Raw genomic sequence first — 21,850 nt, 5'->3', positions numbered from 1 at the left:
GTGCATGCTCTTAAGCCGTAATTAACCATTATGAATTAGGAAGCACGAATTACCGTTACATCCCCAGAGATGATCTTCTCTCCTTCATACATCATAAAACGGCCATCCTGCCATTCAATTCTTAGTAGTCGCTGATCATCCGATTGAAACTGCCAGACATGTTGATCTCCACCTAATCGAAATGGTGTCTTCCCGGCAATATTTACAAAGCCGTTGAAATCTTCTTCTAGATGGTATGTGCGATCATCTAAGTCAATCGTACCTGGAACCTCATCCGGATTATCTAATCGTCCATCAATAGCTTCATATAAAGCATATTGGATTAACTCTCGCTCTTCAATATGAAGATAGCGTATCTGCTGTCCATCCTGTAGGGACAAGAAAGCAGCATTTCGACTCCGATTACGAACCACACCTGCGATTTGGTATGTCACCAAAGAGACTTCGCACATATCACCTGGATTTAGATCAAGCATACTTTTCTCTACCGCAGGGGGTTCTGCCTTCGCAAATAACCGGCCAATTCTACCGAATACACCACTCATTCTTCAAGCTCCTTATCCCAGTCTTATTTCTCGTATTGCTTCAGGAGTGCTGCAAGTTCGTCTTCTACAGCTTGATCCTTATCCATTTTAGCAAATTCCTCATCTAAAGATTTGCCTTTACTGGAGATCTCGTTACTCGCTTCCGCTTGAGCTTCCATCTGAAGCATCTTCTCTTCCATACGCTTCAGGCCTGCCGAAGCATTATCGGAATTCATGCCTGACAACGATTTGTTAATTTCATTTTGAGCTTTAGCTGCTTGATAACGTGCAACCAAGGTTTCGCGCTTGTTTTTCATTTCGGTAAGTTGCTTACGCATTTCTTCTAATTTACCCCGAAGGTTATCAGCAGAAGCTTTGTTCGTCTCATAGCTTGTTTTGTACTCTGAAAGTTTGATCTCAGCCGCTTTCTTCTCTTCTAGTGCACGGCGAGCTAGTTCAATATTTTGCGCTTGGGCAGCGGTATGTGCTTGTTCATTACGACGATTAGCTAGTGCCTCTTGTTCCTCGTACAATTGCTTGAACTTCTTCTCAATGGCAATTTGAGCGGCAACTGATTTCTCTGCATCCTGAAGATCTTCCTGCATATCACGAATGTATTGATCGGTTAGTTTGATAGGGTCTTCGGATTTGTCAATAAGCGCATTGATGTTCGACATCGTAACATCACGTAATCTTTTGAATATAGACATGTGTAATTCCTCCCGAATGATATGAAATAATTTCTTATGATTAGCTTTACGCAGTGAACACGAAGAACGTTTCAAAAAATGTATAATCTGGTCTAATCTAGAGCCAGCCATCAAGATTCTCAACTTATCATAACTTGGAGATCACATGAAAAGCAAAACTATTTAAGGATAAAACTGCTGAAGTTGGGAAATACCAAGGATACGACACCCATATTAGGAGAAATTCGAATGCCAAAGTATTTATTTTATAGGTTAATGTATATAGTGCTTATATTACTATCTCTATGTACATATCCAGCTTATCTTCAAGCTGCTGCGCTCTCTCCCGTACGAGATGGTGTACATTCAACCGATATTGAACTACCTAAATCATCCTCTACCTCAAGCCATGATTCAAGTAAAAGTCTAGATTCAATCTCTTCCGACAATACTTCTCTTGATCCAGTCATGACTCTCAGTCAATTAAGACAGAAGTATGCGGAGACCTTCAAATTCAAAGGGCCGGAGATCAAAGAGATCGCGTTTACTTTCGATGACGTACCTGATCCCCGATTTACGCCTCAGGTATTAGACATATTAAAAAAGTATAAGGTGAAAGCTACCTTTTTTGTGGTTGGGGATCGAGCCCTGAAGCACCCTTCCTTAGTTCGACGAATGAAAGAAGAAGGTCATGTGATCGGTAACCATTCATTTAATCACCCCTTTTTCAAGAACAAAAATTTGGTTTATTTCAAGAAACAAATTCGTCGGACGGATCGTATTATCGCGAATCTCGTAGGATATAGGCCCAAACTCATTCGTCCTCCATATGGTGAAATCACAGAGGATCAGCTGAAATGGGCTAAACAACATGGTTACAAAGTAGTGAATTGGAACGTGGACTCTCTCGACTGGAAAGGTTTAACCAAAGATGAAGTGAAAACAAATATATTAACTGAAGTTGGCCCTGGCTCGATCATTTTGCAACATGCTGGAGGAGGTACTGGGTCAAATTTGTCCGGAACTATAGAGGCCTTGCCAGAGTTAATTCAAATTCTTAAAAAAGAAGGATACACATTCGTGACTTTGCCACAAATGCTACATATCTCTAAAGAAAACAAAAAAAGCTCATAGCCGATGCGAAATCGGTATGAGCTAGGTAGCTTGATTATTGGAATTAGTTCAGGACATATAATTTAACATCTTGGAACCCAAAGCTACTCACGCTTTGTTTGCTTCCTGGGATGAAGATATCAATGCGATGACCTTTAATTGCACTTCCTTGGTCCGTTGCTGTAGCTACAAATGCTTTCTTAGGAAGTCCAGCGTGAGTGTGGCCTGTTACTAACACTTTAGTTCCCATAGGGATGACCTTCGGATCCACAGCAATGGTACCTAGCGCTAGCTTGTTACCGTAGTAATCCACAGCTCCCCAACCATTTTCACTCGGGTCAGCGGAGTATGCACTAGCTTTTACATCTATAGTTTTTTGATAATTAAATGTCTTACCCCAAGCTTCTACCATTTTGTCTCCAGCAAAAACGTTCAGCGTAGGAATCATTTTCACTTCTTCATTGGCACTAGCAGACACGGTGTTATTCGTTTTTCCATCTGGAATGCGAATCGAAAGTCCTTGATAGATGTTCGTAGCACTTACTTTGGGGTTAGCCTTCATTAATTTGTCTACACTTGTACTATACTTTTTGGATAACAAGTAGAAGGTATCTCCCTCTACTGCCTTATGTACTGAATCAGCGTGAACCGGAGTCCACTGCATCATGGCCGCAATTCCTAGCATAGCGGCTAACGTTTTTACTGTCATGGAAGTTGTTCTAGATGTCATTGTGTAAAGTCCTCCTTTTTTATGCCTGCGGAGTTAGTTGTCGGATTCGGATTGAGGATACAACCCGGTGCTTCTATCAGCACTTCACCCCTAGGGAAATAGATTCATTCTATGAATCCCATAAATCGTCCCCCGCACTCTATCTTACTGAGTTTTGGCCTACACGAATATATCACAATTCTGTAACCAATAGATCATGCAATTATTCCCATCGGCTAAAAACCTGCATGAATAGTGACAAAAAAGTAATGATTACTATTAAAATAACAAAAGACCTCTACCTTTTCAGGAGAGGTCTTTCTAGAATAAATAGAATTTAATTAAAGAACTTTACTTAGGAAATCCTGCGTACGTACATGTTTAGGTGAACTAAATACTTGATCCGGCGTGCCTTCTTCAACGATTTGTCCTTGATCCATGAATAGGATCCGGTCGCCAACTTCACGGGCAAATCCCATCTCATGGGTTACGATGACCATCGTCATTCCTTTTTCCGCAAGCTTCTTCATCACATCCAGTACTTCCCCTACCATTTCCGGATCTAGTGCCGATGTCGGTTCATCAAACAACATCACATGTGGTTCCATTGCTAGAGCACGCGCTATCGCAATCCGCTGCTTTTGTCCCCCGGATAGTTGAGAAGGGTAGGCAAGTTTTTTGTCTTCTAACCCTACGGTGCGAAGTAAGTCGATTGCAATAGTCGTAGCTCTACTTTTCTCCATCTTCTTCACTTGAATCGGAGCTATCGTTATATTATCGATTACATTTTTGTGAGGGAATAAGTTGAACTGCTGAAACACCATACCCATTTTCTCACGAGCTTGATTAATATTATAATTTTTTGCGGTAATCAGATGATCATCGAATCGAATTTCACCTGAAGTTGGTTGTTCCAACAAGTTAAGACAACGCAAAAATGTACTTTTCCCCGAGCCACTTGGCCCGATTACTACAACGACTTCTCCTTGGCGGATTTCTTGATCAATCCCTTTGAGAATTTCCAGTTGCCCGAACGATTTACGTAAGTTTTTAATGGATATCACTTGTTCTCAGCTTCCTTTCGAGCAGACCTAAAAGTTTGGATAAACCAAAGGTCAAGATGAAGTAAATAATACCTGCGATAATTAACGGATTAAGCGCTGCAAAAGTTAGACCGCGAACAACTTGGGTCTGGAACATAAGATCTGCAACTCCAATAAAAGAAACAATCGAAGATTCTTTGATAATTGTAATGAATTCATTCCCAATTGCAGGAAGTACACTTTTGATAGCTTGTGGTAATATAATCGTTTTGAACGATTGCGTATGAGTCATCCCTAATGAACGAGCTGCTTCCATTTGTCCACGATCTACGCCCTGAATACCTGCCCTGAAAATCTCTGCAAGGTAGGCAGAACTGTTAATGGACAGCGTAATTATACCGGACTCCAATGCGGTGAAATTTATGCCTAGAGATATCGCCAAACCATAATGAATGATGAACAATTGCAAGAGCATGGGCGTTCCACGAAGCACTTCAATATAAGCCATACCGACCCATCTTAAAACAGCAATTCTATTCATTCGCAATAACGCAATAAACAATCCTATAACAAAACCAAAGATGACACCTAGAACAGAAAGCAAAAGTGTATATTTAATTCCCGCTGCATAATACGTTTTATACTTCCAAAAGAAAGAAAAAGTATCTAATTTCTTTTGCTGTCCATTCACTAAGGAACTGGCCTCGTCTACATATTCTTGTACTTTGTTTTCTTTGGTTAATCGAGCTACGGTCTTGTTGATTTGATCTAGAAGCTCGGGATTTCCTTTCTTAACTCCCACTGCATAACCATTAATATCCGTTACTGGAACAGCTTTAGCAATGGCCGTATTATCAGTTAAGCTAGCTTTTGCTACAGGCTCTTCCATAATTGCGGCATCAATTCGTTTGGTTTGCAGCTGTATTAAGATATCCGAGATTTTATCTAGTGATGTTAAATTTGCTCCCTCAATCGTTTGACCAATTTCTTCTTGAAGAGAGGATTTTTGAACCCCTATCTTAGCTCCTTTAAGAGTATCCATAGTTTTATATTTATTTTTATCTTCTGCACGAACCATGATAGATTGCTTACCATCATAATATATATCAGAGAAATCAATGCTTTTCTTTCGTTCGGGCGTAGGATTCATACCTGAGATAATAAAATCTACTCTTCCACTATCTAATGCAGGAAGTAATGAATCAAAGCTGATATCTTTAATGACCAAATTTGCGTTCATGTCTGCTGCTATTTGTTTAGCAATCTGGACATCAAATCCAACAATCTCATCCTTACCTTGAATTATCTTATGGAATTCATAAGGTGGAAAATCAGCACTTGTACCTAATATAATAGTTTTCTTAGAAGCAGTATCCCCTTCTGCAAAAGCTACCTTTCCTAATCCTGCCACAGCTATAATAGCTATCATTAGAAAAACACTTATTTTTTGTAATTTTTTCCTAATCAATGAACTCTCCCCTTACGCGTTAAAATCATTATATAATTCATGTCATGAATATTATGGACTGAGTCATTATAAAACAAGCTGTATTATTATGCAACGAAATTGTATCAGTGATATTATACTAGAACATAAAACATTATTATCTTCATTTGTTATTAAAAAAATTCATAAAAAAGAGCAGACACCAGGTCTGCACTTTAGAAGTTAGATATATTAATATGTCTGAATTTGTCTATAGATATCCAAGTATTGTTCCGCCGATACATTCCAACTGTATTCCCCGCCAAAAGCGTTTCTTGCAACTTTTTTCCAATGTGGAGGTTGCAGATAGAAATGAATCGCTCTACGAATCGTATACAGCATATCATGCGCATTGTAATCATGGAAGGTAAACCCATTTCCTTCACCCGTAAATTCATTATAGGACTGAACGGTATCATTAAGTCCCCCTGTCTCTCTAACTACTGGAATAGTTCCATAACGAAGGGCTAGCAATTGACTAATTCCACAAGGCTCAAACTGTGATGGCATCAAAAATAAATCACTGCCTGCATAAATTCGTCGGGATAACCCATCATTGAACTTAATTTGCACGGAAAGCTTACCCGGATGACGGTATGCTGCCTCGCGGAACCAATGCTCATAAGAGCTCTCCCCTGTTCCTAAAATGACTACCTGTACATCATCATAGTAGAGAAGTTCATCCAATACTCGCATAACAAGATCTAATCCTTTAGATTCAACCAGTCGGGTTACCATCGAGATTAACGGTGTTTTTTCACTTACTTTTAGACCCAGCTCACGTTGAAGTTCTAATTTATTTTCTCGTTTCTTTGTTAGGCTTGTTCGGTATTTAGCTGGAATGTCTATATCCGTTGCCGGATTATATAATTTGGTATCGATACCATTTACAATGCCAGAAAGTTTGTTCCCTAGTGATCTTAGCAATCCATCAAGGCCATAGCCATAATGATCGGTCTTAATTTCCTCTGAATACGTAGGGCTAACCGTTGTCACATGGTCTGCAAATATCAATCCCGCTTTCAAATAATTTACATTACCGTAATATTCCAGACGTTCCGGCGTAAAATAGTAGTCTGGGAGGTCCAAAATGCTGTGCAGCACTTCATAAGGGAATATGCCCTGATACAACAAGTTGTGGACGGTAAAGACTGTACGAATGGATTGATAAAATGGATTATGAAGGTAGTGATGTTTCATAAGAACTGGAATTAATGAAGTATGCCAGTCATGACAATGAATGACATCGGGTTGAAAATTAATGTAAGGTAACATCTCTAGGACGGCCCGATTAAGGAATGCGAACCGCTCGGCATCATCCCCGTATCCGTAAATACCATCCCGGCCAAAGTAATATTCATTATCAACGAAGTAGACAGGAATGCCTTCATACGTTAATACTTCAATCCCGCAATATTGTGACCTCCAACCTAAGGGCACCTGAATAATATCCACGGGCTTCAATTGATTTTTGAATGATTCTGGAATCATTTTATATTTAGGGATCACAATTCTAACGTCATGTCCTGCTTTAAGTAAGGCCTTAGGCAAGGCCCCGATAACATCTGCAAGCCCTCCTGTTTTAATAAAAGGGATTGCTTCTGCAGCCGCAAACAGTATTTTCATGGCTTCTTCCTCCTTGGTGTAACTCTCTCTTTAGTCTCATCTAATACCTTAATTTCAGTAGTGCTGGCTGAATCCATTGAACGTTGATTCACCCGTCCTTGTTTTTTCCAAATGGAAATGCTTAATGAAGGAATGTCAATGACAAAGCTATGATCTTGTTCGTGCCAAGGAACTTTCTCCGTCTTCACTGGGTGATCATATTGCTGACCACTACCTCCAAACTCAGCAGACTCACTGTTAAACACTTGAACATAATTTCCTGACTTGTGAACACCCAGACGATAATTCTCTCTATAGACTGCTTGGAAATTAATGATGACTAATACGGTATCCGATGGTTTTTTCCCTTTTCGTAAGAACGCAATAATACTTTGTCCTGCATCATGTGGCGTGACCCATTCGTAACCATCCCATGTATGATCTTGTTCCCAAAGGGATTTTTCTTGTCTGTAAAAATGGTTCAGCGCAGCGGTATATGCCTTCATTTTACGGTGAGTCTCATATTGGAGCAGGAACCAATCGAGCTCCCCTTGGTCTCTCCATTCGATGAATTGACCAAATTCTCCTCCCATGAAGAGAAGTTTTTTACCGGGACTTGTCATTTGATAACCTAATAAAACTCGTAAACCCGCGAATTTCTCTTCGTAATTCCCAGGCATTTTATCAATAAGAGACTTCTTTCCATGTACTACTTCATCATGCGATAGAGGCAAGGTGTAATTTTCTCCGTATGCATACACGATGGGAAAGGTTAACAGGTTATGGTGATAAGGTCTTTCATGAAAATCGTAGTCGATATAATCCATGGTATCGTTCATCCAACCCATATTCCATTTATAATTGAACCCAAGTCCACCTTCATGTACAGGTGAAGTGACCATCGGCCAAGCGCTAGATTCTTCTGCCATCATAAGCGTATTCGGAAATTTAGCAAAAACCGTCTCATTCAGTAAGCGTAAGAACTCGATGGCTTCCACATTCTCAATTCCTCCATGAGCATTACGCGGAAAGTCGCCATCTTCTCTCTCAAAGTCTAAACGAATCATACTAGTTACTGCATCCACTCGAAGTCCATCGAAATGGAACATTTCAAGCCAAAACAGAGCGTTAGATATCAGAAAGGAACGAACTTCATGCTTACCAAAGTCAAAGGTAAGCGTACCCCATCCTGGCTTATCTGCTTTCATCGGATCTGCATACTCAAATTGTGGCGTCCCGTCAAAAAGCCTTAGTCCATGAGCATCTCTAGTAAAGTGTCCTGGCACCCAGTCCAAGATTACTCCGATACCGGCCTGATGACATTTATCCACAAAGTACATTAGATCCTTAGGGCTTCCATAACGGCTTGTAGCTGCAAAATAACCTGTAATTTGATAACCCCATGATAAATCATAAGGATGCTCAGTAAGGGGCATAATCTCCAAATGAGTGTATCCCATTTCAACTATGTAAGGTATCAAAAGGTCTGCCATTTCCCTATAAGTATTGAACGATCCATCTGGCTTTTGTTGCCAAGTTCCGAAATGGATTTCATAAATATTCAGAGCCTTCTGATAAGGAACCTTATTTTTGCGTTGCCAAGATCGATCATTCCAGACGTATCCATCAATATCAGTGACTACAGATGCTGTAGCTGGTCTAACCTCTGCTTGATAGGCATAAGGATCAGCTTTCAAAAACGATTGGCCATCTGGTCCCGTAATCATGTACTTGTAAAAAGTTCCTTCCTCTATATTAGGAAAAAAACGACTCCAAATACCGGATTCGGGTATCTTATGTAGTGTAGCATTCTCGCCAGTCCACTGATTCCAATCTCCAGCTAAAGCTACCTTTTGAGCGTTTGGAGCCCAAACGGTGAATCTTACACCGGATTTACCCTCTTCATGAACTAGATGAGCTCCAAGTGTACGATAGCTCTGATACAAAGTACCTTCATGGAACAAATATACGTCTAAGGATGAAATGGTTTCTTTATTATTTGTATTCATGCGTGACATCTCTCCACCGCCTTTTAATAAGCATAAACCACTTAAGTAATTACCCAGTATGCACTTAAATGAATATGACAATTTTTGAAAATAAAATGGTGCTGAAAAATAAAAATGTAATTTTTCATGTAATCAACAATAAACAAGTTTCAATCATACCAATTTGAGTTTATAAATAACTACACACATTCCTATGGGAGGGAAACGACATGTTTAAGAAAGATTGTATCGCTATGTTGCTCGCCGGAGGTGAAGGCCGTAGATTAGCTCCACTTACATCCAAGCAAGCCAAACCCGCTGTTCCTTTCGGTGGCCGTTATAGAATTATTGATTTTCCTCTCAGCAACTGCGTTAACTCAAATATCGACACTATTGGAGTTCTAACACAGTATGAAGCTGAATCATTACACAATCATATTGGAGAAGGTGAAGCATGGGGCCTGAACACTTCGGACCAGAGCGGAATCACTCTTCTTCCTTCATATAATACAGGATCAGATGAATATGCCGGTACTGCAGATGCAATTTATAAAAATATAGATTACATCGATCAACAAGGTGCTGAAAATGTATTAATTCTTTCAGGTGATCATATTTATCATATGGATTACAGCGAAATGCTTGCTTCTCATACCAAAAATCAAGCCAATGCTACCATCTCTGTTATGCCTGTAGCTTGGAGTGAAGCACACCGCTTTGGGGTTATGTCGATTGACGAACAATTCCGTATTACAGAATTTGCTGAGAAACCTGAACAACCACAAAGCAATCTTGCATCCATGGGCATTTATTTGTTCAAATGGGATTACTTAAGACAACATTTGATTGAAGATGCGCAGAACCCTGCTTCAAGTCACGATTTTGGAAAAGATGTAATACCTAATATGCTCAAAGATGTTAACCCACTCTTTGCTTTTGAATTTAAAGGCTACTGGAGAGATGTGGGTACGGTAGATAGTCTCTGGGAAGCGCACATGGATATCTTAGAAGATAGAGCAGAATTCCAACTACACAAGGAAGCATGGCCAATGTTCACCAACGAAACCATTTCTACAGCTCCTTCTACTCGATTCCGTGGTCTTCAATCCAAAGGATCTATGATTCACGATCAGTCGAATTTTGAAGGATATGCAGAACGTTCTGTTATCTTCGGTGGTACAGAAGTAGGCCGTCTCTCCAAAATTAGAGAAAGTATCATTATGCCTAATGTTACAATTGGCCGTAATGTTATTATAGATCGCGCCATTATTGGTGAAGGTGCTATTATTAAAGATGGAGCTATCATTAGAGGTACAGCTGAAGAAGTGTTGGTTATTGGACCGCATGAGACTGTGGTAGCTAAACCAGCTATCCGCCCTCAATCTGCTCGTCTAATTAAAGAAGTATTCGAACCTACAGCTCGTGTAGCTGGTGGGGTATCATCTTAATATAATTCAAAGAGCGGATCTAAGATCCGCTCTTTTTTATGCTTGCTTGCATTATCTTAAGATGCAGCTTACATATTATTGATATTTTTTCGCCCACTCGTGCTGTAAAATTGCCATCTCTACTAAGTTCCAATATTCTCCGTGAAAAGGTACTGCCTCCCTAAGTATCCCTTCTTGCTTGAATCCTACGGATGTATAGGTACGTATTGCCGATGTATTAAAGTCAAACACTCCGAGGCTAATTCGGTGTAACTCAAGAACCTCGAATCCAATTCGAGTAATCTCTTCTAGCATCTGCTTACCAATTCCACGCCCACGATATTCTGTTTCCCCTAAGATGACTCTTCTTATACGTGCCGTTTCTTGTTTCGGGTCGATTTGACCTAAGCTAATATAACCGATAGGCTTACCCGTCAAGCGGTGCACCACCGTATAGACAAATTCACCTAACTCTCCCGGAATATTCACACGACTAAGATAAGTATTGAAGGTCTCCTGTGAAATAGGATAATCCCAACCGCCTCCTGCCCACTGTACTTGAAAGCGTTCTGAGCTGGACCACTGTTGTAAATACTGTAAGTCTTCTTTAGTCGAATAGACGAAATCTATCGCTTCCTGTAATTCATTCTGACTGTAGTTCTTCCATTGATAAAGATTATATTGCTTTTGATTTTTGATACCTGTACCCATGAATCTAAATCCTAATTTCTGATAAAATCGATTCAGCTTCATATTGTTACCTTGACAATCTAATCGAAAACCAAGTCCCCATTCTCGGTCAGCATAACTTATCGCAAAATGAACGATAGCTTCCCCCAAACCTAATTTGCGATAAGATTCTCGTACAGTAAGCCGGTGCAAATAGAAATAATCATCACTATTCTTATTGCCCCAATATTCTAAGTCCCCTTTTTGCAAAGTGAACATGGCCGCAGGTTCCTGATTAGCAAATATAATAAATACTTCACGATAGGCAAAATAACTTTGGACCCCTTCAAGTGTAAACTGTTGAGGCTTCCATTGATCAATCCCCTGAGCTTCCATCCAGAGTGCGGCTTCCATTAAGATCTGCAGCACCATTTCGGAAGCTTCCATCTGGACATGCCGTATCCTAAATTCTTGATCCTGATTAGCCACTATTCCCCACTCTCGGCTCACGATTAACTCTCCTCTACAGGTGCATCCTCTATTTGCTTCGTAATCAGCTCTTCCATCTCAGCCTCATCGAGTAAAGGAATAGACACCATAACCGTAGTTCCTTCACCTAATTCACTGCTCATTTCCATCTCGCCATTGTGCAGTTCTACAAGTTGTTGCGTAATCGCAAGCCCGAGACCTGTCCCCCCACCTTGGTGATTAACTTGGAAAAAGCGATCTTTGACTCGGCGCAAATGTTCGGTACTTATCCCAATCCCATTATCACTCACTTCCACAACACCCATATGTTCTTTCACAGAAATCGTCAGCAAGATCCATGAACTTTCCGGAGAGAATTTAATCGCATTATCTACAAGATTGAGAAAGACTTGTTTGAGACGATTTCCATCTCCAGCGACAAGAACTTGACCTTCTGAAAGATCTTCTAGCTTCAATTGAATTTGTTTTTGTTCGGCTTTGGCCCATACATTTAGCATTGTTTCTTGCAGAATTTCTTTGAGGTTCACCTTAGTGATGACCATTTTCATCTCATTTTGTTGTAATTTAGAGAAATCTAACATCTCTTCAACGAGTCCAATCAGACGATCTGTTTCTTTGGCGATAATCTGCATGCCTATTTTTGTCTCCTCTGGGTCAAAACCACCAAGAGTTAGCGTCTCACTCCAGCCTTTAATTCCAGTAAGCGGGGTTCTAAGCTCATGAGATATCGATGAAATAAAATCGTCCTTAATCTGATTGCTTCGAACGATTTCCTGTGCCATATAATTCAACGTGTCCGCTAGTTCTCCTAATTCGTATCGATAGTCGCCTTTCACCTTAACATCGTAGCGTCCCCTTGCCATTTGTGCTGAGACCGCACGTATATTGTTAATCGGCTTTACAATCGAATTTGCAAGACCAATACTGAATAGTAGCACTACGGCTAATATAATTACACCTACCAATGCCGCAAGCATCGTAATATTCATAAGCTTAGCATTTACGCGTTCCATAGAAGTAACATAACGAACCACGTACTGGGTCTCTCCTTTGAATTGCAAAGGGGAAGAGACGGCCATTACAAGTTCTCCAGTACCCGGTTCTCTTCCAATCCACTTTCCCACATGATTGGTTAAAGCTTGAGTCACATCGCTAGTCTGAATAGGTTTGTCCAATTTGAATCCGGTACTATTAATGAGGACTTCCCCATTCCGATTCAAAATTTCACCTTCTGTATTATCAATAGCAAAGGTTCGAATCATATCTGCAAAATAAGTAGGATCTTCTTCAGGGATGGAGGATACGAACTTTTTGAAATAATCCGTTGTTCTGCTCGCGTTGTTCACGATGTGATTATAAATACTATCATAATAGTAAGTTCTTATCGCAAACATAAAGATGACTTCCACCATAAGAAGCGTTACAAAAACCACAATAAAATAATGAAGAACGATCTGTCGACCGATCCCTTTTTTAATCATTGACCTTCGCCCTTCCACTTGTACCCATGTCCCCATACCGTTTGTAGGAAAGCTGGATCAGAGGGATTGTTCTCAATCTTTTGACGAAGCCTACGAATATTCACATCCACTATTTTGGGATCGCCCATGTATTCCTTGCCCCAGACATGATCTAACAACAGATCTCGACTAAGCGGCGTGTTCTCCTTCTCCAAAAAGAACTGAATTAATGAAAATTCTGTAGGTGTAAGCTCAATGGCCAACCCGTCTTTTTTGAATTGCTTACTAATTAGATCCAATGTGAAAGGACCTGATGTAAAAGATACTTTTGCGCTTGTCTCCCGGTATACATTAACTCGCCTTAAAAGCGAATGGATTCTTGCAATCAGCTCTGTCGGACTGAATGGTTTGCTTACATGGTCGTCTGCTCCTACGGAAAGCGCATAGACTTTGTCCTGCTCTTGCACTTTAGCTGTTAAAAAGATAATCCCAATGCGTTCATTCGTTTCTCTTATTCTTCGGCACACTTCAAATCCGTCAATTCCTGGCACCATCACATCCAAAAGAGCAATATCTATGTCTGGAACTGAAGTTAACTTGGCTAGAGCCTCATGTCCATCTGCTGCCTCTAGGACCTCAAAACCATTCCTCTTCAAATTAATAACAATAAAACTACGTATGGATTCTTCATCCTCCAAAATTAGTACCTTACTCATATTCATCCATCCTCTCTGACCCGCCCATACAGGTATTCGGTTAGCAGTTTAGCGTTTAAGAACTTTCATATCATAAGAAGTGTGGTAGCCAATTACTTTGTCATTATCTCGAATTAGAAGCTGCCAATCATCTTTTATATGGTCCCATTCCGCAAGTGCAAAAACTTTAATCTCCGCCACTTCCTGCTTCGTGCTAATTCTAGTAAATTTAATATCCTTGCTTAAGTCTGACTTGGGATCAATGGTGATATCTTGCTTCAATTCTGGAGGGAAATTAAAGACGAATCTGCCTTCATTATCCAGATACTGTTGCATCACCATCTTCAAAGATTTAACTCCATCCCACTGATAAAAATCCAAGAAATGAGGCGCATCCGCAAGTGTAGTAGAATCCCAACCTTTTGGCAAAGAAATCTGTCCCACCTCTAGAATATTATCGTTGTTCACATCTCCGCTAAGTAGAGGATAATCCTTATACATACTATCCTGCTTGAGGACATTGACGAGTTTATTTTGTTCCATTGTGATTAAAATGGAGTATGCAGAATGCGTTAGTATAGAGGCATCCAGAATAATTCCCTTTTGCTTACTGGTTACATTACCCGCCACAAAGTTCAAGTATTTATTAATATTCGATTCTAGCTGTAATTTGTCCATTTCCTTAAAAGTACCATCATACTGGTAAGTGGTCACCGTATTGTATTGATCCTTCTTAAAAGAGACAATTGTAAGATCTTTCAGCCCGTCTCCATTCAAATCATCTACTGAAAAATACGTATAGGGAATTTCAAATATTTTCTCAACAGAAGCACTCACATATCTATATATCGTAAGGCCCTTATCTATATCCTGATCTTCCCTTGAATAACCTGCAACAATCTCTAGCTTCCCATCGTGATTCAGGTCAGCGAACTCCAGAGATTCCAGCACATCCCCTTCCCCATCAAAAACAGTCTTGACGGTCCAGGTATCTTTGGCCTCCTCGAGGATCATGCCATGAATCTTAACGGTCTCATTCGGAGTCTCATAAAATACAACAGCTTCCTTCGTACCGTCTTGATTCAAATCCACCGTTCGTATGGTACTGACATCTTTGGAGCCTCGCGGACGAATGAGGACGCCTCCTGGAATATTTTGATCAATGACACTCTTTAGAGTCTGATTATCCGAGGTAAGCTCGGGAGATTTCATCAATAATTTAGGGTCCATTATCAAGTCGCAACCACTTAATAGCATCAATAACATGCAACCTGTTGCAATTTGGATCCATCTATTTTTCCAAATTCTAAGCACCCTCATAACTCCTTCTATAGAAACTGCTTCTCTTCTGCAGTAAGACGTCTACCTGAGACGTCCCATTGCAATCTACCTTCATAGATTCCCCAGAGTCGTGTACAATATTTCTCTGCGTATTCCAAAGGCAACACAGCAATTACTGTCTTCTTTTGTTCTTTACATAGATCACGCAGAGTCGACAATACTTTCTCCGCAGAAAATTTATCAAGACCTATAACCGGCTCATCTACCGCAATAAAATTGGCTCCATGCACTAAGGCACGGCAAATAGCAACTCTTTGCTTTTCCCCTCCGCTTAAATGTGCGGCCTTTACATGCGCTTTATCTAGTAATCCGAACTTCTCAAGTTCGTCCATAGCTCCCATATAGTCATCTGAGCGAACCATTCCAATCATACGACGGAATTGGTCCGTCTGACCAGCTTGTCCGATTAGCACATTTTTAAGCGCTGATTTCTGCGGGTAGAGTTCAGGATTTTGTTCCAAATAAGCAAATTGGGAACGGAATTTACGTTTCCCCTTCCCCCCACCATCTATAATAACGTCTCCGCCTAATGTAAAGTTGCCGTTCGTCCAACTATCTCTTAGAGCTAAGCAACGAAGCAACGTACTCTTGCCACTTCCACTAGGTCCAACTACACCAATCATATCCCCTTCATGAATATGTACATTCCATCCATCCAGTACTTTTTTCGGGTCAGATCCAATCGTTTTTTGCATTTGATTTACGGTTAACATTGCTGAACTCCCCTTTACTCATCTACTTTCATTCTACCGCATCTGGTAAGGGTTTGAAAGGAAGTTCCCCCTTATGGTTTAATAATCAGGTGGTCAATTCATTATAGTGGACAATTGCATAATTTTAACCTCATAATGAACACAGAACGCATTTATTCGGGAGGGTATTTTTCTGATGGCTTATAAAGTGAAAGTAGATGTATCACCTGTCTACGAGCTGCTTGGAAGCTTCCTCATTTACGTAGCACGTAGATGGATTTTAGATATCGATATGGGAAATGAGTGGATTGAGGATATAGATCAACGTCTAGATGAAGTCTCACTAGCCTTATTCTCAGAGGCATCAACCTGGCCATTTGACGACTATGATGTTCTGTATGCTTGGGCCGTCATTCGCGGACACCATAATGACGCGATTTCATTTCTTAATTATCTGGATACCGCGGATTCAGGGGAATTATACAATCAAATTCATACCTATCTGCCTCAACTAACAACGGATAAAATGGAGACAATAAGACATCACTACGTTCCACTACTTCGCAAATGGAACGAAGTGTATTTTCAACATGTCAATTCAAGTTATCTCCCCCTGCTTACAGAGGATGCCTCTGAAAAATTACTACTTCTTGAGAAGATGGAGCCTTTCGCTCTTATTGATTATGCTACGGGCGGACTAGTTGTATCGGACAAGCTACCTGTTGAACAAGTAATTTTACTACCGACTATTCATCTAAGACCTATTAATACCTACTGCTTTTATCATGGTATGCTGTTGATTCAATATCCGGTAGATCTTCCTTTAGAAGATGAAAATGAAGCTCCACACTTCCTACTTCGGCTTACTAGGGCCTTAGCTGCTCCTGAACGGTTGAAGTTACTTCGTTATTTAGCGGGCGAACCCAAATCTGCTGCAGAAATTTTACAACATTTCGATGAGCCTGAGGATCGGATGATGCATCATTTACGCCGTCTGCGCGTAGCAGGTCTGCTTTGTGTTCATTTAGAACAAAACCGGATGGAGAAATACTGCTTAAGAATGGATGGAATTGCCGAATTGCAGATTTTTCTTGAGACATATATTCAAATATAAGTTAGATAATCTGGTATACTAAGCAGATGGATTCGTCATACGAGAGGAGCAACCTGCTTGAATTCTACCAGAATAGTACAGCAAATTATCTTTGATATGGATGATACGCTAATTCATTGCAACAAATACTTTGAAATGATTCTTGAACAATTCGCCGATGTCATGCTCGATTGGTTCAAAGACTATAAGCTGACCAAAGAGGAAATACGTGACAAGCAGACTGAAATTGATGTCGCTGGCGTATTACAGTCTGGGTTCGCAAGCCATCATTTTCCTCAATCCCTAATTGAGACCTATAAGTACTTCTGTATTTTAACTGGCAGAAGCTTTCTTGCTACTGAAGAATCGCAGCTAATGGAACTGGGCTTAAGTGTATATGAACAAAAGATTGAGCCCTATCCAGGCATGTTGGAAACGCTAGATTTACTCACCAGCCAAGGACACGAACTGTTCCTATATACAGGTGGAGAGAATGTCATTCAACAACGTAAAATTGAACAGATGAAACTTGCTGCCTATTTTAAAGAACATATCTATATACGTCAGCATAAAAATGTTGTAGCGCTTGAAGGGATACTAGCCTCTCATACATTTGATCGCAGCCGTACATGGATGATTGGGAATAGCCTACGGACAGACATTATACCGGCTCTCACAGCAGGCATTAATACCATTTATATTAAGCATCCCAATGAATGGACCTTTAATATTGTCGATCTTAAGACCGATCCTCATTCAACGATGTATACGGTGTCTTCCTTAGAAGTCGTACCTCAGATTATTGCGGAACATTTGCATAATGAACACAACAAACGGACCCTCACCTAAGAAGGTCCGTTTGTATGTTCTGGCTGTGAAATGAAGTGTACCTCCGTGTACACCAGCTTCTCTTTAGCTTGAAGTCTCTTCAGATAGTCTTTCTAACCTAAGTTTACCCAATTCATCTGCAAATTTTATACGAGCTTTGAAGGGGGGCTCGCCCTCCAGTTTAAAAGTCAGAAGCTGCGTCTGCCCCTTTTCTAACAATGAAGATAACATGGCATGAGAAATAGGTTTCCCCTGAAATTCCTTCCATATTACGAAGCTGCACCCTTTAGTGTAGTGAGTGCATCCATAGCCTTTTTTTCCCTCAATAATGTGCCCTCCGCACCCTTCAGACGGGCAGTTCGCTAATACCGCTCTAACCCCTGACTGTGAAGTATTAGAACTACTTGATCTAGTAGAAGCATTTCTTGAATCTGAAGAAGGAATGCGAGTAGTCTGTGATTTCTTTTCTACAGCAGTTGCTACCTTCTTGCCTTTCGTTGCACTAGCCTCAAAACGTGTAGAAGATGCCTTGGGCTGAGAACGAACTTTATCGATAATAGAAATTGTGAACTTTTTTACATTTTCCATAAATTTATCGCCTGCAGCCTCGCCCTTAGAAATTTGATGCAGACGCCGTTCCCATTGACCTGTCATTTCAGGAGACGTAAGTAACTCAACTCCCGCATGCCGTATCAGTTCTATCGCGGTCCGACCTTTTGTTGTGACTGTAATTTTTTTGCCATCCATCGTAATATACCCAACCTTCTTCAAACGCTCAATGGTAGCTGCTCGGGTTGCTGGTGTGCCAAGACCTGCGTCTTTCATCACTTCACGAAGTTCCTCGTTCTCCAGCTGCTTCCCTGCACTTTCCATTGCCTTTAAAAGCGTTCCTTCTGTGTAAGCTTTAGGAGGTTGTGTTGCTTTCTCCTTCATCTCAGCGGAAGTACATATCACTTGCATGTCGGCATTCACTTTAAAGGGCTCACTCACCACATCTTCGTCTTCTTCGTCGTCCTTTTTCTTTGATCGGCTATTGGACTTACGTCCCTCTTCTGACCCCTGACAGACCTTCCAACCTAGAGATAAGAGTTCCTTTACATTCGTCTTGAAGGACTCTCCTTCCACCTTTGTAAGGACCGTGTGCTGCTTATACTCGGCAGGGGGGTAAAACTGAGACAGAAATCTGCGAATAACCAGATCATACACCTTCTGTTCCTCCACGGACAATGTACTTGGACGCTTAAGTGTGGGCAGTATAGCATGATGATCTTCCACTCTGCTGGGATTGCATATAGATTTATTATTCTTATGTACCAGAGCAGCATTAGCACCTAGTGAAAGTTCCTGATATGAAGTCGACTTGAGCATATGAAGAGCCTTGTGCATACCCTCGATATTCTGCTCCGTTACATAGTTAGAGCTAGTTCTGGGGTAGGTAATGACTTTATGTTTCTCATATAAGGCTTGCGCAATATCCAGTGTTTTCTTAGCTGAAAACCCATGCTTAGCATTGGCTTCACGTTGAAGCAAGGTCAAATCGTATAACTTGAAAGGATACTCCTTCGTATCTTTCACATCATACTGCGTTATTTTCCCAGATTTCCCTCTAACTTTGTTCGCAATCGCTTCCGCTTTGGCCCCGTCTGTTAGACGATCTCCTTGCCAAGTGCCTCCATACGTTCTTTCCTCTTGAGAGAACTTAGCCTTAATCTCAAAATATGTGAGCGAATCAAAACGCTCAATCTCTATTTGCCGATCATAGATTAGCGCCAGCACTGGCGTTTGAACTCTGCCAACAGACAAGAGCTCCTTATGCTTGGTTGTAAAAGCCCGTGAAGCATTCATTCCTACTAACCAGTCCGCTTCACTTCGAGCTCGGGCCGCTAGAGTCAGGTTGTTGAATTCAGATCCATCTTTTAATTCTACGAAACCCTTGGCAATACTCTCTGCCGTCAAATCAGAAATCCAAAGTCTGCGAACAGGTTGACTCAGCTTAAGTTGTTGCTGAATTAATGCAAAGATGTACTGACCTTCCCGCCCCGCATCGCAGGCATTGACTACTTTATCGCAACGTTTAGACAATTCACCGATGATTTGAAGTTGATCTTTAGTCTTGGGATTCGGCACAATCTTGAATTGCTCTGGCAAAATAGGCAAATCCGTAAAATTCCAACGTTTGTACTTAGCATCATAGCTATCTGGCTCTGCCAGTCCTAATAGATGTCCGATAGCCCAAGTGATAATGTATTGTTCGCCTTCGAGATAAGAGCGATTATTCTTGGCTCTGGGTTCAATGACAGCCGCAATGGTCCGTCCCATATCCGGTTTTTCGGCAATTACGAGCGTTTTCATAGCGACACTCCCTTCATACAAGCTTTATCGACACAAAAAGAGCTGCGCATGGCGCAGCCCTCTGCATTCTATAATTATATCATAATCCATGATAGATCGGCACTTAGACAAGCACAGTTGCGCCTGTTAAATACTTATCAACTTCACGTGCCGCCTCGCGGCCTTCGTTAATCGCCCAGACGACAAGACTCTGTCCACGGCGCATATCCCCTGCAGCAAATACCTTATCAGCATTGGTCGTATACTTACCATACTGTGCCTTTACGTTCGAACGACGATCTGTTTCTAGTCCCAGCTCTTGCATAATCGTGTTCTCTGGGCCATCAAAACCAATCGCGATTAAAGCCAACTGAGCTGGGAAGGCCCGCTCTGTTCCTGGAATCGGTTGATATATTTTGCGACCTGTCTCATCCAAAATCCGCTGGATTTGAATCGTGTGTAGTTCAGTAAGGTTACCCTCAGCATCCCCTACGAATTTAGTTGTCATAATGGAAAACTCACGCGGATCTTGACCCTGTATAGCCTTAGCTTCTTGCTGAGCATAATCCAGCGTGTACACATTCGGGAATTGCGGCCAAGGGTTTTGAATAGGATCACGCTCTAGCGGAGCTTTGGCATGTGTACCGAACTGTGTAATACTAGTACATCCATGACGTAATGAAGTGGCTACACAATCCGACCCTGTATCCCCGCCGCCGATAACGATAACGTCTTTGCCTGCTGCGGAGATATAGTCGCCATCTTGAAGATTCGAATTCAGATAACTCTTAATCGTTCCATTCAAGAATGGCATTGCATACTGAACACCCTTTAGCTCACTACCTTCAATGTTGAATTCTCGAGGTCTTGTCGCCCCTCCGCAAAGCACAACTGCATCATAATCATCCACAAGTTGCTGAGCGGGAATGTCTTTACCAATTTCAGTGTTGGTAATGAATTGAATGCCCTCTTGAATTAATAGCTCCACTCGGCGCTGAACTACAGACTTATCAAGCTTCATTGTAGGAATACCGTACATTAGAAGTCCACCAACACGATCCGAACGTTCATATACAGTCACCTGATGCCCGGCCTTATTGAGCTGCGCAGCAGCTGCAAGACCTGCTGGGCCTGAACCTACGATAGCTACACGCTTTCCTGTACGCTTCTCGGGAACCTCTGGAACGATCCAACCTTCTTCAAAACCTCTTTCCACAATAGCTTCTTCAATCGTTTTTATAGTAACCGGTTGACCAATGAGTCCCACTGTACATGATCCTTCACAAGGAGCTGGACAAACGCGACCTGTAAATTCCGGGAAATTATTAGTCTTATGCAGACGATCGAGTGCGTCCTTCCACTGTCCGCGATAGACCAAGTTGTTCCATTCTGGAATCAAGTTATGCACTGGACAACCTGAAGTTCCTCCAGTCATATCCACGCCAGTATGGCAGTATGGGGTTCCACAATCCATACAACGGGCACCTTGAGTCCGAAGTTCTTCTTCCGAAATGTGCTTATGGAATTCTTCCCAATCCTTAATCCGCTCTGATGGACTCCGGTCTCCAGGCAGTTGCCGCTTAAATTCCATAAAACCCGTTGGTGTAGACATCTCTCTTTCCCCCATCTCTTATCTTAAAATGTCGAAATTGCCCTGATGTTAAAATA

General features: G+C 41.2%; 18 protein-coding genes and 1 riboswitch. Of the genes, 4 read left to right on the top strand and 14 right to left on the bottom strand.

Features of this window, described 5'->3' with window-relative positions; genetic code table 11:
• Positions 1–35 precede the first annotated feature (35 nt).
• Together J2Z69_RS04220 and J2Z69_RS04215 are read right to left on the bottom strand one after the other, a co-directional pair.
• Positions 36–545 carry a DUF4178 domain-containing protein gene (locus J2Z69_RS04220; RefSeq protein ID WP_209859433.1) on the bottom strand — a complete coding sequence of 170 codons (510 nt, stop codon included), beginning with the start codon at positions 543–545 and terminating at the stop codon, positions 36–38.
• Between the two features lie 23 nt (positions 546–568).
• Positions 569–1,234, bottom strand: coding sequence for a PspA/IM30 family protein (locus J2Z69_RS04215; RefSeq protein WP_209859431.1), 666 nt, complete (start codon positions 1,232–1,234; stop codon positions 569–571).
• 228 nt (positions 1,235–1,462) lie between these two features.
• On the opposite strand from J2Z69_RS04215, the gene J2Z69_RS04210 reads away from it, so the two are divergent.
• Positions 1,463–2,347 carry a polysaccharide deacetylase family protein gene (locus tag J2Z69_RS04210; protein WP_245338939.1) on the top strand — a complete coding sequence of 295 codons (885 nt, stop codon included), beginning with the start codon at positions 1,463–1,465 and terminating at the stop codon, positions 2,345–2,347.
• A gap of 43 nt (positions 2,348–2,390) precedes the next feature.
• Here J2Z69_RS04210 and J2Z69_RS04205 read toward each other — a convergent pair whose 3' ends face one another.
• From J2Z69_RS04205 to glgB, 5 genes are all read right to left on the bottom strand, one after another.
• Complete coding sequence (locus tag J2Z69_RS04205; protein WP_209859429.1) at positions 2,391–3,056, bottom strand: 3D domain-containing protein; 666 nt, start codon at positions 3,054–3,056, stop codon at positions 2,391–2,393.
• 6 nt (positions 3,057–3,062) lie between these two features.
• Positions 3,063–3,226, bottom strand: a riboswitch (cyclic di-AMP (ydaO/yuaA leader).
• 150 nt (positions 3,227–3,376) lie between these two features.
• Entirely contained in the window at positions 3,377–4,099 is a 723-nt protein-coding gene (locus J2Z69_RS04200) for an amino acid ABC transporter ATP-binding protein (RefSeq protein ID WP_209859427.1), read from the bottom strand.
• Positions 4,086–5,507, bottom strand: a complete 1,422-nt coding sequence (locus J2Z69_RS04195; protein ID WP_209859424.1) for an ABC transporter substrate-binding protein/permease — start codon at positions 5,505–5,507, stop codon at positions 4,086–4,088. Before J2Z69_RS04195 ends, J2Z69_RS04200 begins: the two co-directional genes overlap by 14 nt.
• Positions 5,508–5,756: 249 nt before the next feature.
• A complete protein-coding gene (gene glgA / locus J2Z69_RS04190) occupies positions 5,757–7,190 on the bottom strand; it encodes a glycogen synthase GlgA (RefSeq protein WP_209859422.1) in 1,434 nt (477 codons plus the stop codon).
• Positions 7,187–9,178: a 1,4-alpha-glucan branching protein GlgB gene (gene glgB, locus J2Z69_RS04185; protein WP_209859421.1), complete on the bottom strand. Its 1,992-nt coding sequence runs from the start codon at positions 9,176–9,178 to the stop codon at positions 7,187–7,189. Before glgB ends, glgA begins: the two co-directional genes overlap by 4 nt.
• Before the next feature lie 209 nt (positions 9,179–9,387).
• Here glgB and J2Z69_RS04180 point away from each other — a divergent pair, with 209 nt between their 5' ends.
• Positions 9,388–10,605, top strand: coding sequence for a glucose-1-phosphate adenylyltransferase (locus J2Z69_RS04180; RefSeq protein WP_209859419.1), 1,218 nt, complete (start codon positions 9,388–9,390; stop codon positions 10,603–10,605).
• Between the two features lie 75 nt (positions 10,606–10,680).
• On the opposite strand, the gene J2Z69_RS04175 is transcribed toward J2Z69_RS04180, so the two are convergent.
• Genes J2Z69_RS04175 through J2Z69_RS04155 form a run of 5 tightly spaced genes read right to left on the bottom strand, consistent with a single transcriptional unit; the run spans position 10,681 to position 15,951 of the window.
• Entirely contained in the window at positions 10,681–11,763 is a 1,083-nt protein-coding gene (locus tag J2Z69_RS04175) for a GNAT family N-acetyltransferase (RefSeq protein ID WP_209859417.1), read from the bottom strand.
• A 2-nt stretch (positions 11,764–11,765) separates the two neighbouring features.
• Positions 11,766–13,223 carry a sensor histidine kinase gene (locus J2Z69_RS04170; RefSeq protein ID WP_209859415.1) on the bottom strand — a complete coding sequence of 486 codons (1,458 nt, stop codon included), beginning with the start codon at positions 13,221–13,223 and terminating at the stop codon, positions 11,766–11,768.
• Positions 13,220–13,918 (bottom strand): response regulator transcription factor, encoded by a 699-nt coding sequence (locus tag J2Z69_RS04165; protein ID WP_209859413.1) that lies wholly within the window; start codon positions 13,916–13,918, stop codon positions 13,220–13,222. Before J2Z69_RS04165 ends, J2Z69_RS04170 begins: the two co-directional genes overlap by 4 nt.
• 48 nt (positions 13,919–13,966) lie before the next feature.
• Positions 13,967–15,217 (bottom strand): FG-GAP repeat domain-containing protein, encoded by a 1,251-nt coding sequence (locus tag J2Z69_RS04160; RefSeq protein ID WP_209859411.1) that lies wholly within the window; start codon positions 15,215–15,217, stop codon positions 13,967–13,969.
• An 8-nt stretch (positions 15,218–15,225) separates the two neighbouring features.
• Positions 15,226–15,951, bottom strand: coding sequence for a phosphonate ABC transporter ATP-binding protein (locus tag J2Z69_RS04155; RefSeq protein WP_209859409.1), 726 nt, complete (start codon positions 15,949–15,951; stop codon positions 15,226–15,228).
• Between the two features lie 175 nt (positions 15,952–16,126).
• Between J2Z69_RS04155 and J2Z69_RS04150 the strand changes: the two genes are divergently transcribed.
• Positions 16,127–17,044 carry an ArsR/SmtB family transcription factor gene (locus tag J2Z69_RS04150; protein ID WP_209859407.1) on the top strand — a complete coding sequence of 306 codons (918 nt, stop codon included), beginning with the start codon at positions 16,127–16,129 and terminating at the stop codon, positions 17,042–17,044.
• 96 nt (positions 17,045–17,140) lie between these two features.
• Positions 17,141–17,872, top strand: a complete 732-nt coding sequence (locus tag J2Z69_RS04145; RefSeq protein ID WP_209860486.1) for an HAD family hydrolase — start codon at positions 17,141–17,143, stop codon at positions 17,870–17,872.
• A gap of 63 nt (positions 17,873–17,935) precedes the next feature.
• Here the strand turns inward: J2Z69_RS04145 and J2Z69_RS04140 are convergent, their stop codons facing one another.
• Together J2Z69_RS04140 and J2Z69_RS04135 are read right to left on the bottom strand one after the other, a co-directional pair.
• The gene (locus J2Z69_RS04140) at positions 17,936–20,203 is read right to left on the bottom strand and encodes a type IA DNA topoisomerase (protein ID WP_209859405.1); all 2,268 of its coding nucleotides are present in this window, start codon (positions 20,201–20,203) and stop codon (positions 17,936–17,938) included.
• Positions 20,204–20,306: 103 nt separating this feature from the next.
• The gene (locus tag J2Z69_RS04135; RefSeq protein ID WP_209859403.1) at positions 20,307–21,794 is read right to left on the bottom strand and encodes a glutamate synthase subunit beta; all 1,488 of its coding nucleotides are present in this window, start codon (positions 21,792–21,794) and stop codon (positions 20,307–20,309) included.
• Between the last annotated feature and the right edge of the window lie 56 nt (positions 21,795–21,850).

The sequence above is a fragment of the Paenibacillus shirakamiensis genome (assembly GCF_017874255.1).
In the GTDB taxonomy this organism is placed as follows: domain Bacteria; phylum Bacillota; class Bacilli; order Paenibacillales; family Paenibacillaceae; genus Fontibacillus; species Fontibacillus shirakamiensis.
Note: the sequence above shows the minus strand (reverse complement) of the source record. Positions and strands in the feature narration are given on the sequence as shown.

Bases quoted from the DNA above. Each gene is read 5' to 3' on its own strand.
- J2Z69_RS04220 (WP_209859433.1), bottom strand. From the start codon at position 545: ATGAGTGGTGTATTCGGTAGAATTGGCCGGTTATTTGCGAAGGCAGAA.
- J2Z69_RS04215 (WP_209859431.1), bottom strand. From the start codon at position 1,234: ATGTCTATATTCAAAAGATTACGTGATGTTACGATGTCGAACATCAAT.
- J2Z69_RS04210 (WP_245338939.1), top strand. From the start codon at position 1,463: ATGCCAAAGTATTTATTTTATAGGTTAATGTATATAGTGCTTATATTA.
- J2Z69_RS04205 (WP_209859429.1), bottom strand. From the start codon at position 3,056: ATGACATCTAGAACAACTTCCATGACAGTAAAAACGTTAGCCGCTATG.
- J2Z69_RS04195 (WP_209859424.1), bottom strand. From the start codon at position 5,507: ATGATAGCTATTATAGCTGTGGCAGGATTAGGAAAGGTAGCTTTTGCA.
- glgA (WP_209859422.1), bottom strand. From the start codon at position 7,190: ATGAAAATACTGTTTGCGGCTGCAGAAGCAATCCCTTTTATTAAAACA.
- glgB (WP_209859421.1), bottom strand. From the start codon at position 9,178: ATGAATACAAATAATAAAGAAACCATTTCATCCTTAGACGTATATTTG.
- J2Z69_RS04180 (WP_209859419.1), top strand. From the start codon at position 9,388: ATGTTTAAGAAAGATTGTATCGCTATGTTGCTCGCCGGAGGTGAAGGC.
- J2Z69_RS04170 (WP_209859415.1), bottom strand. From the start codon at position 13,223: ATGATTAAAAAAGGGATCGGTCGACAGATCGTTCTTCATTATTTTATT.
- J2Z69_RS04165 (WP_209859413.1), bottom strand. From the start codon at position 13,918: ATGAGTAAGGTACTAATTTTGGAGGATGAAGAATCCATACGTAGTTTT.
- J2Z69_RS04160 (WP_209859411.1), bottom strand. From the start codon at position 15,217: ATGAGGGTGCTTAGAATTTGGAAAAATAGATGGATCCAAATTGCAACA.
- J2Z69_RS04155 (WP_209859409.1), bottom strand. From the start codon at position 15,951: ATGTTAACCGTAAATCAAATGCAAAAAACGATTGGATCTGACCCGAAA.
- J2Z69_RS04150 (WP_209859407.1), top strand. From the start codon at position 16,127: ATGGCTTATAAAGTGAAAGTAGATGTATCACCTGTCTACGAGCTGCTT.
- J2Z69_RS04145 (WP_209860486.1), top strand. From the start codon at position 17,141: ATGGATGATACGCTAATTCATTGCAACAAATACTTTGAAATGATTCTT.
- J2Z69_RS04140 (WP_209859405.1), bottom strand. From the start codon at position 20,203: ATGAAAACGCTCGTAATTGCCGAAAAACCGGATATGGGACGGACCATT.
- J2Z69_RS04135 (WP_209859403.1), bottom strand. From the start codon at position 21,794: ATGTCTACACCAACGGGTTTTATGGAATTTAAGCGGCAACTGCCTGGA.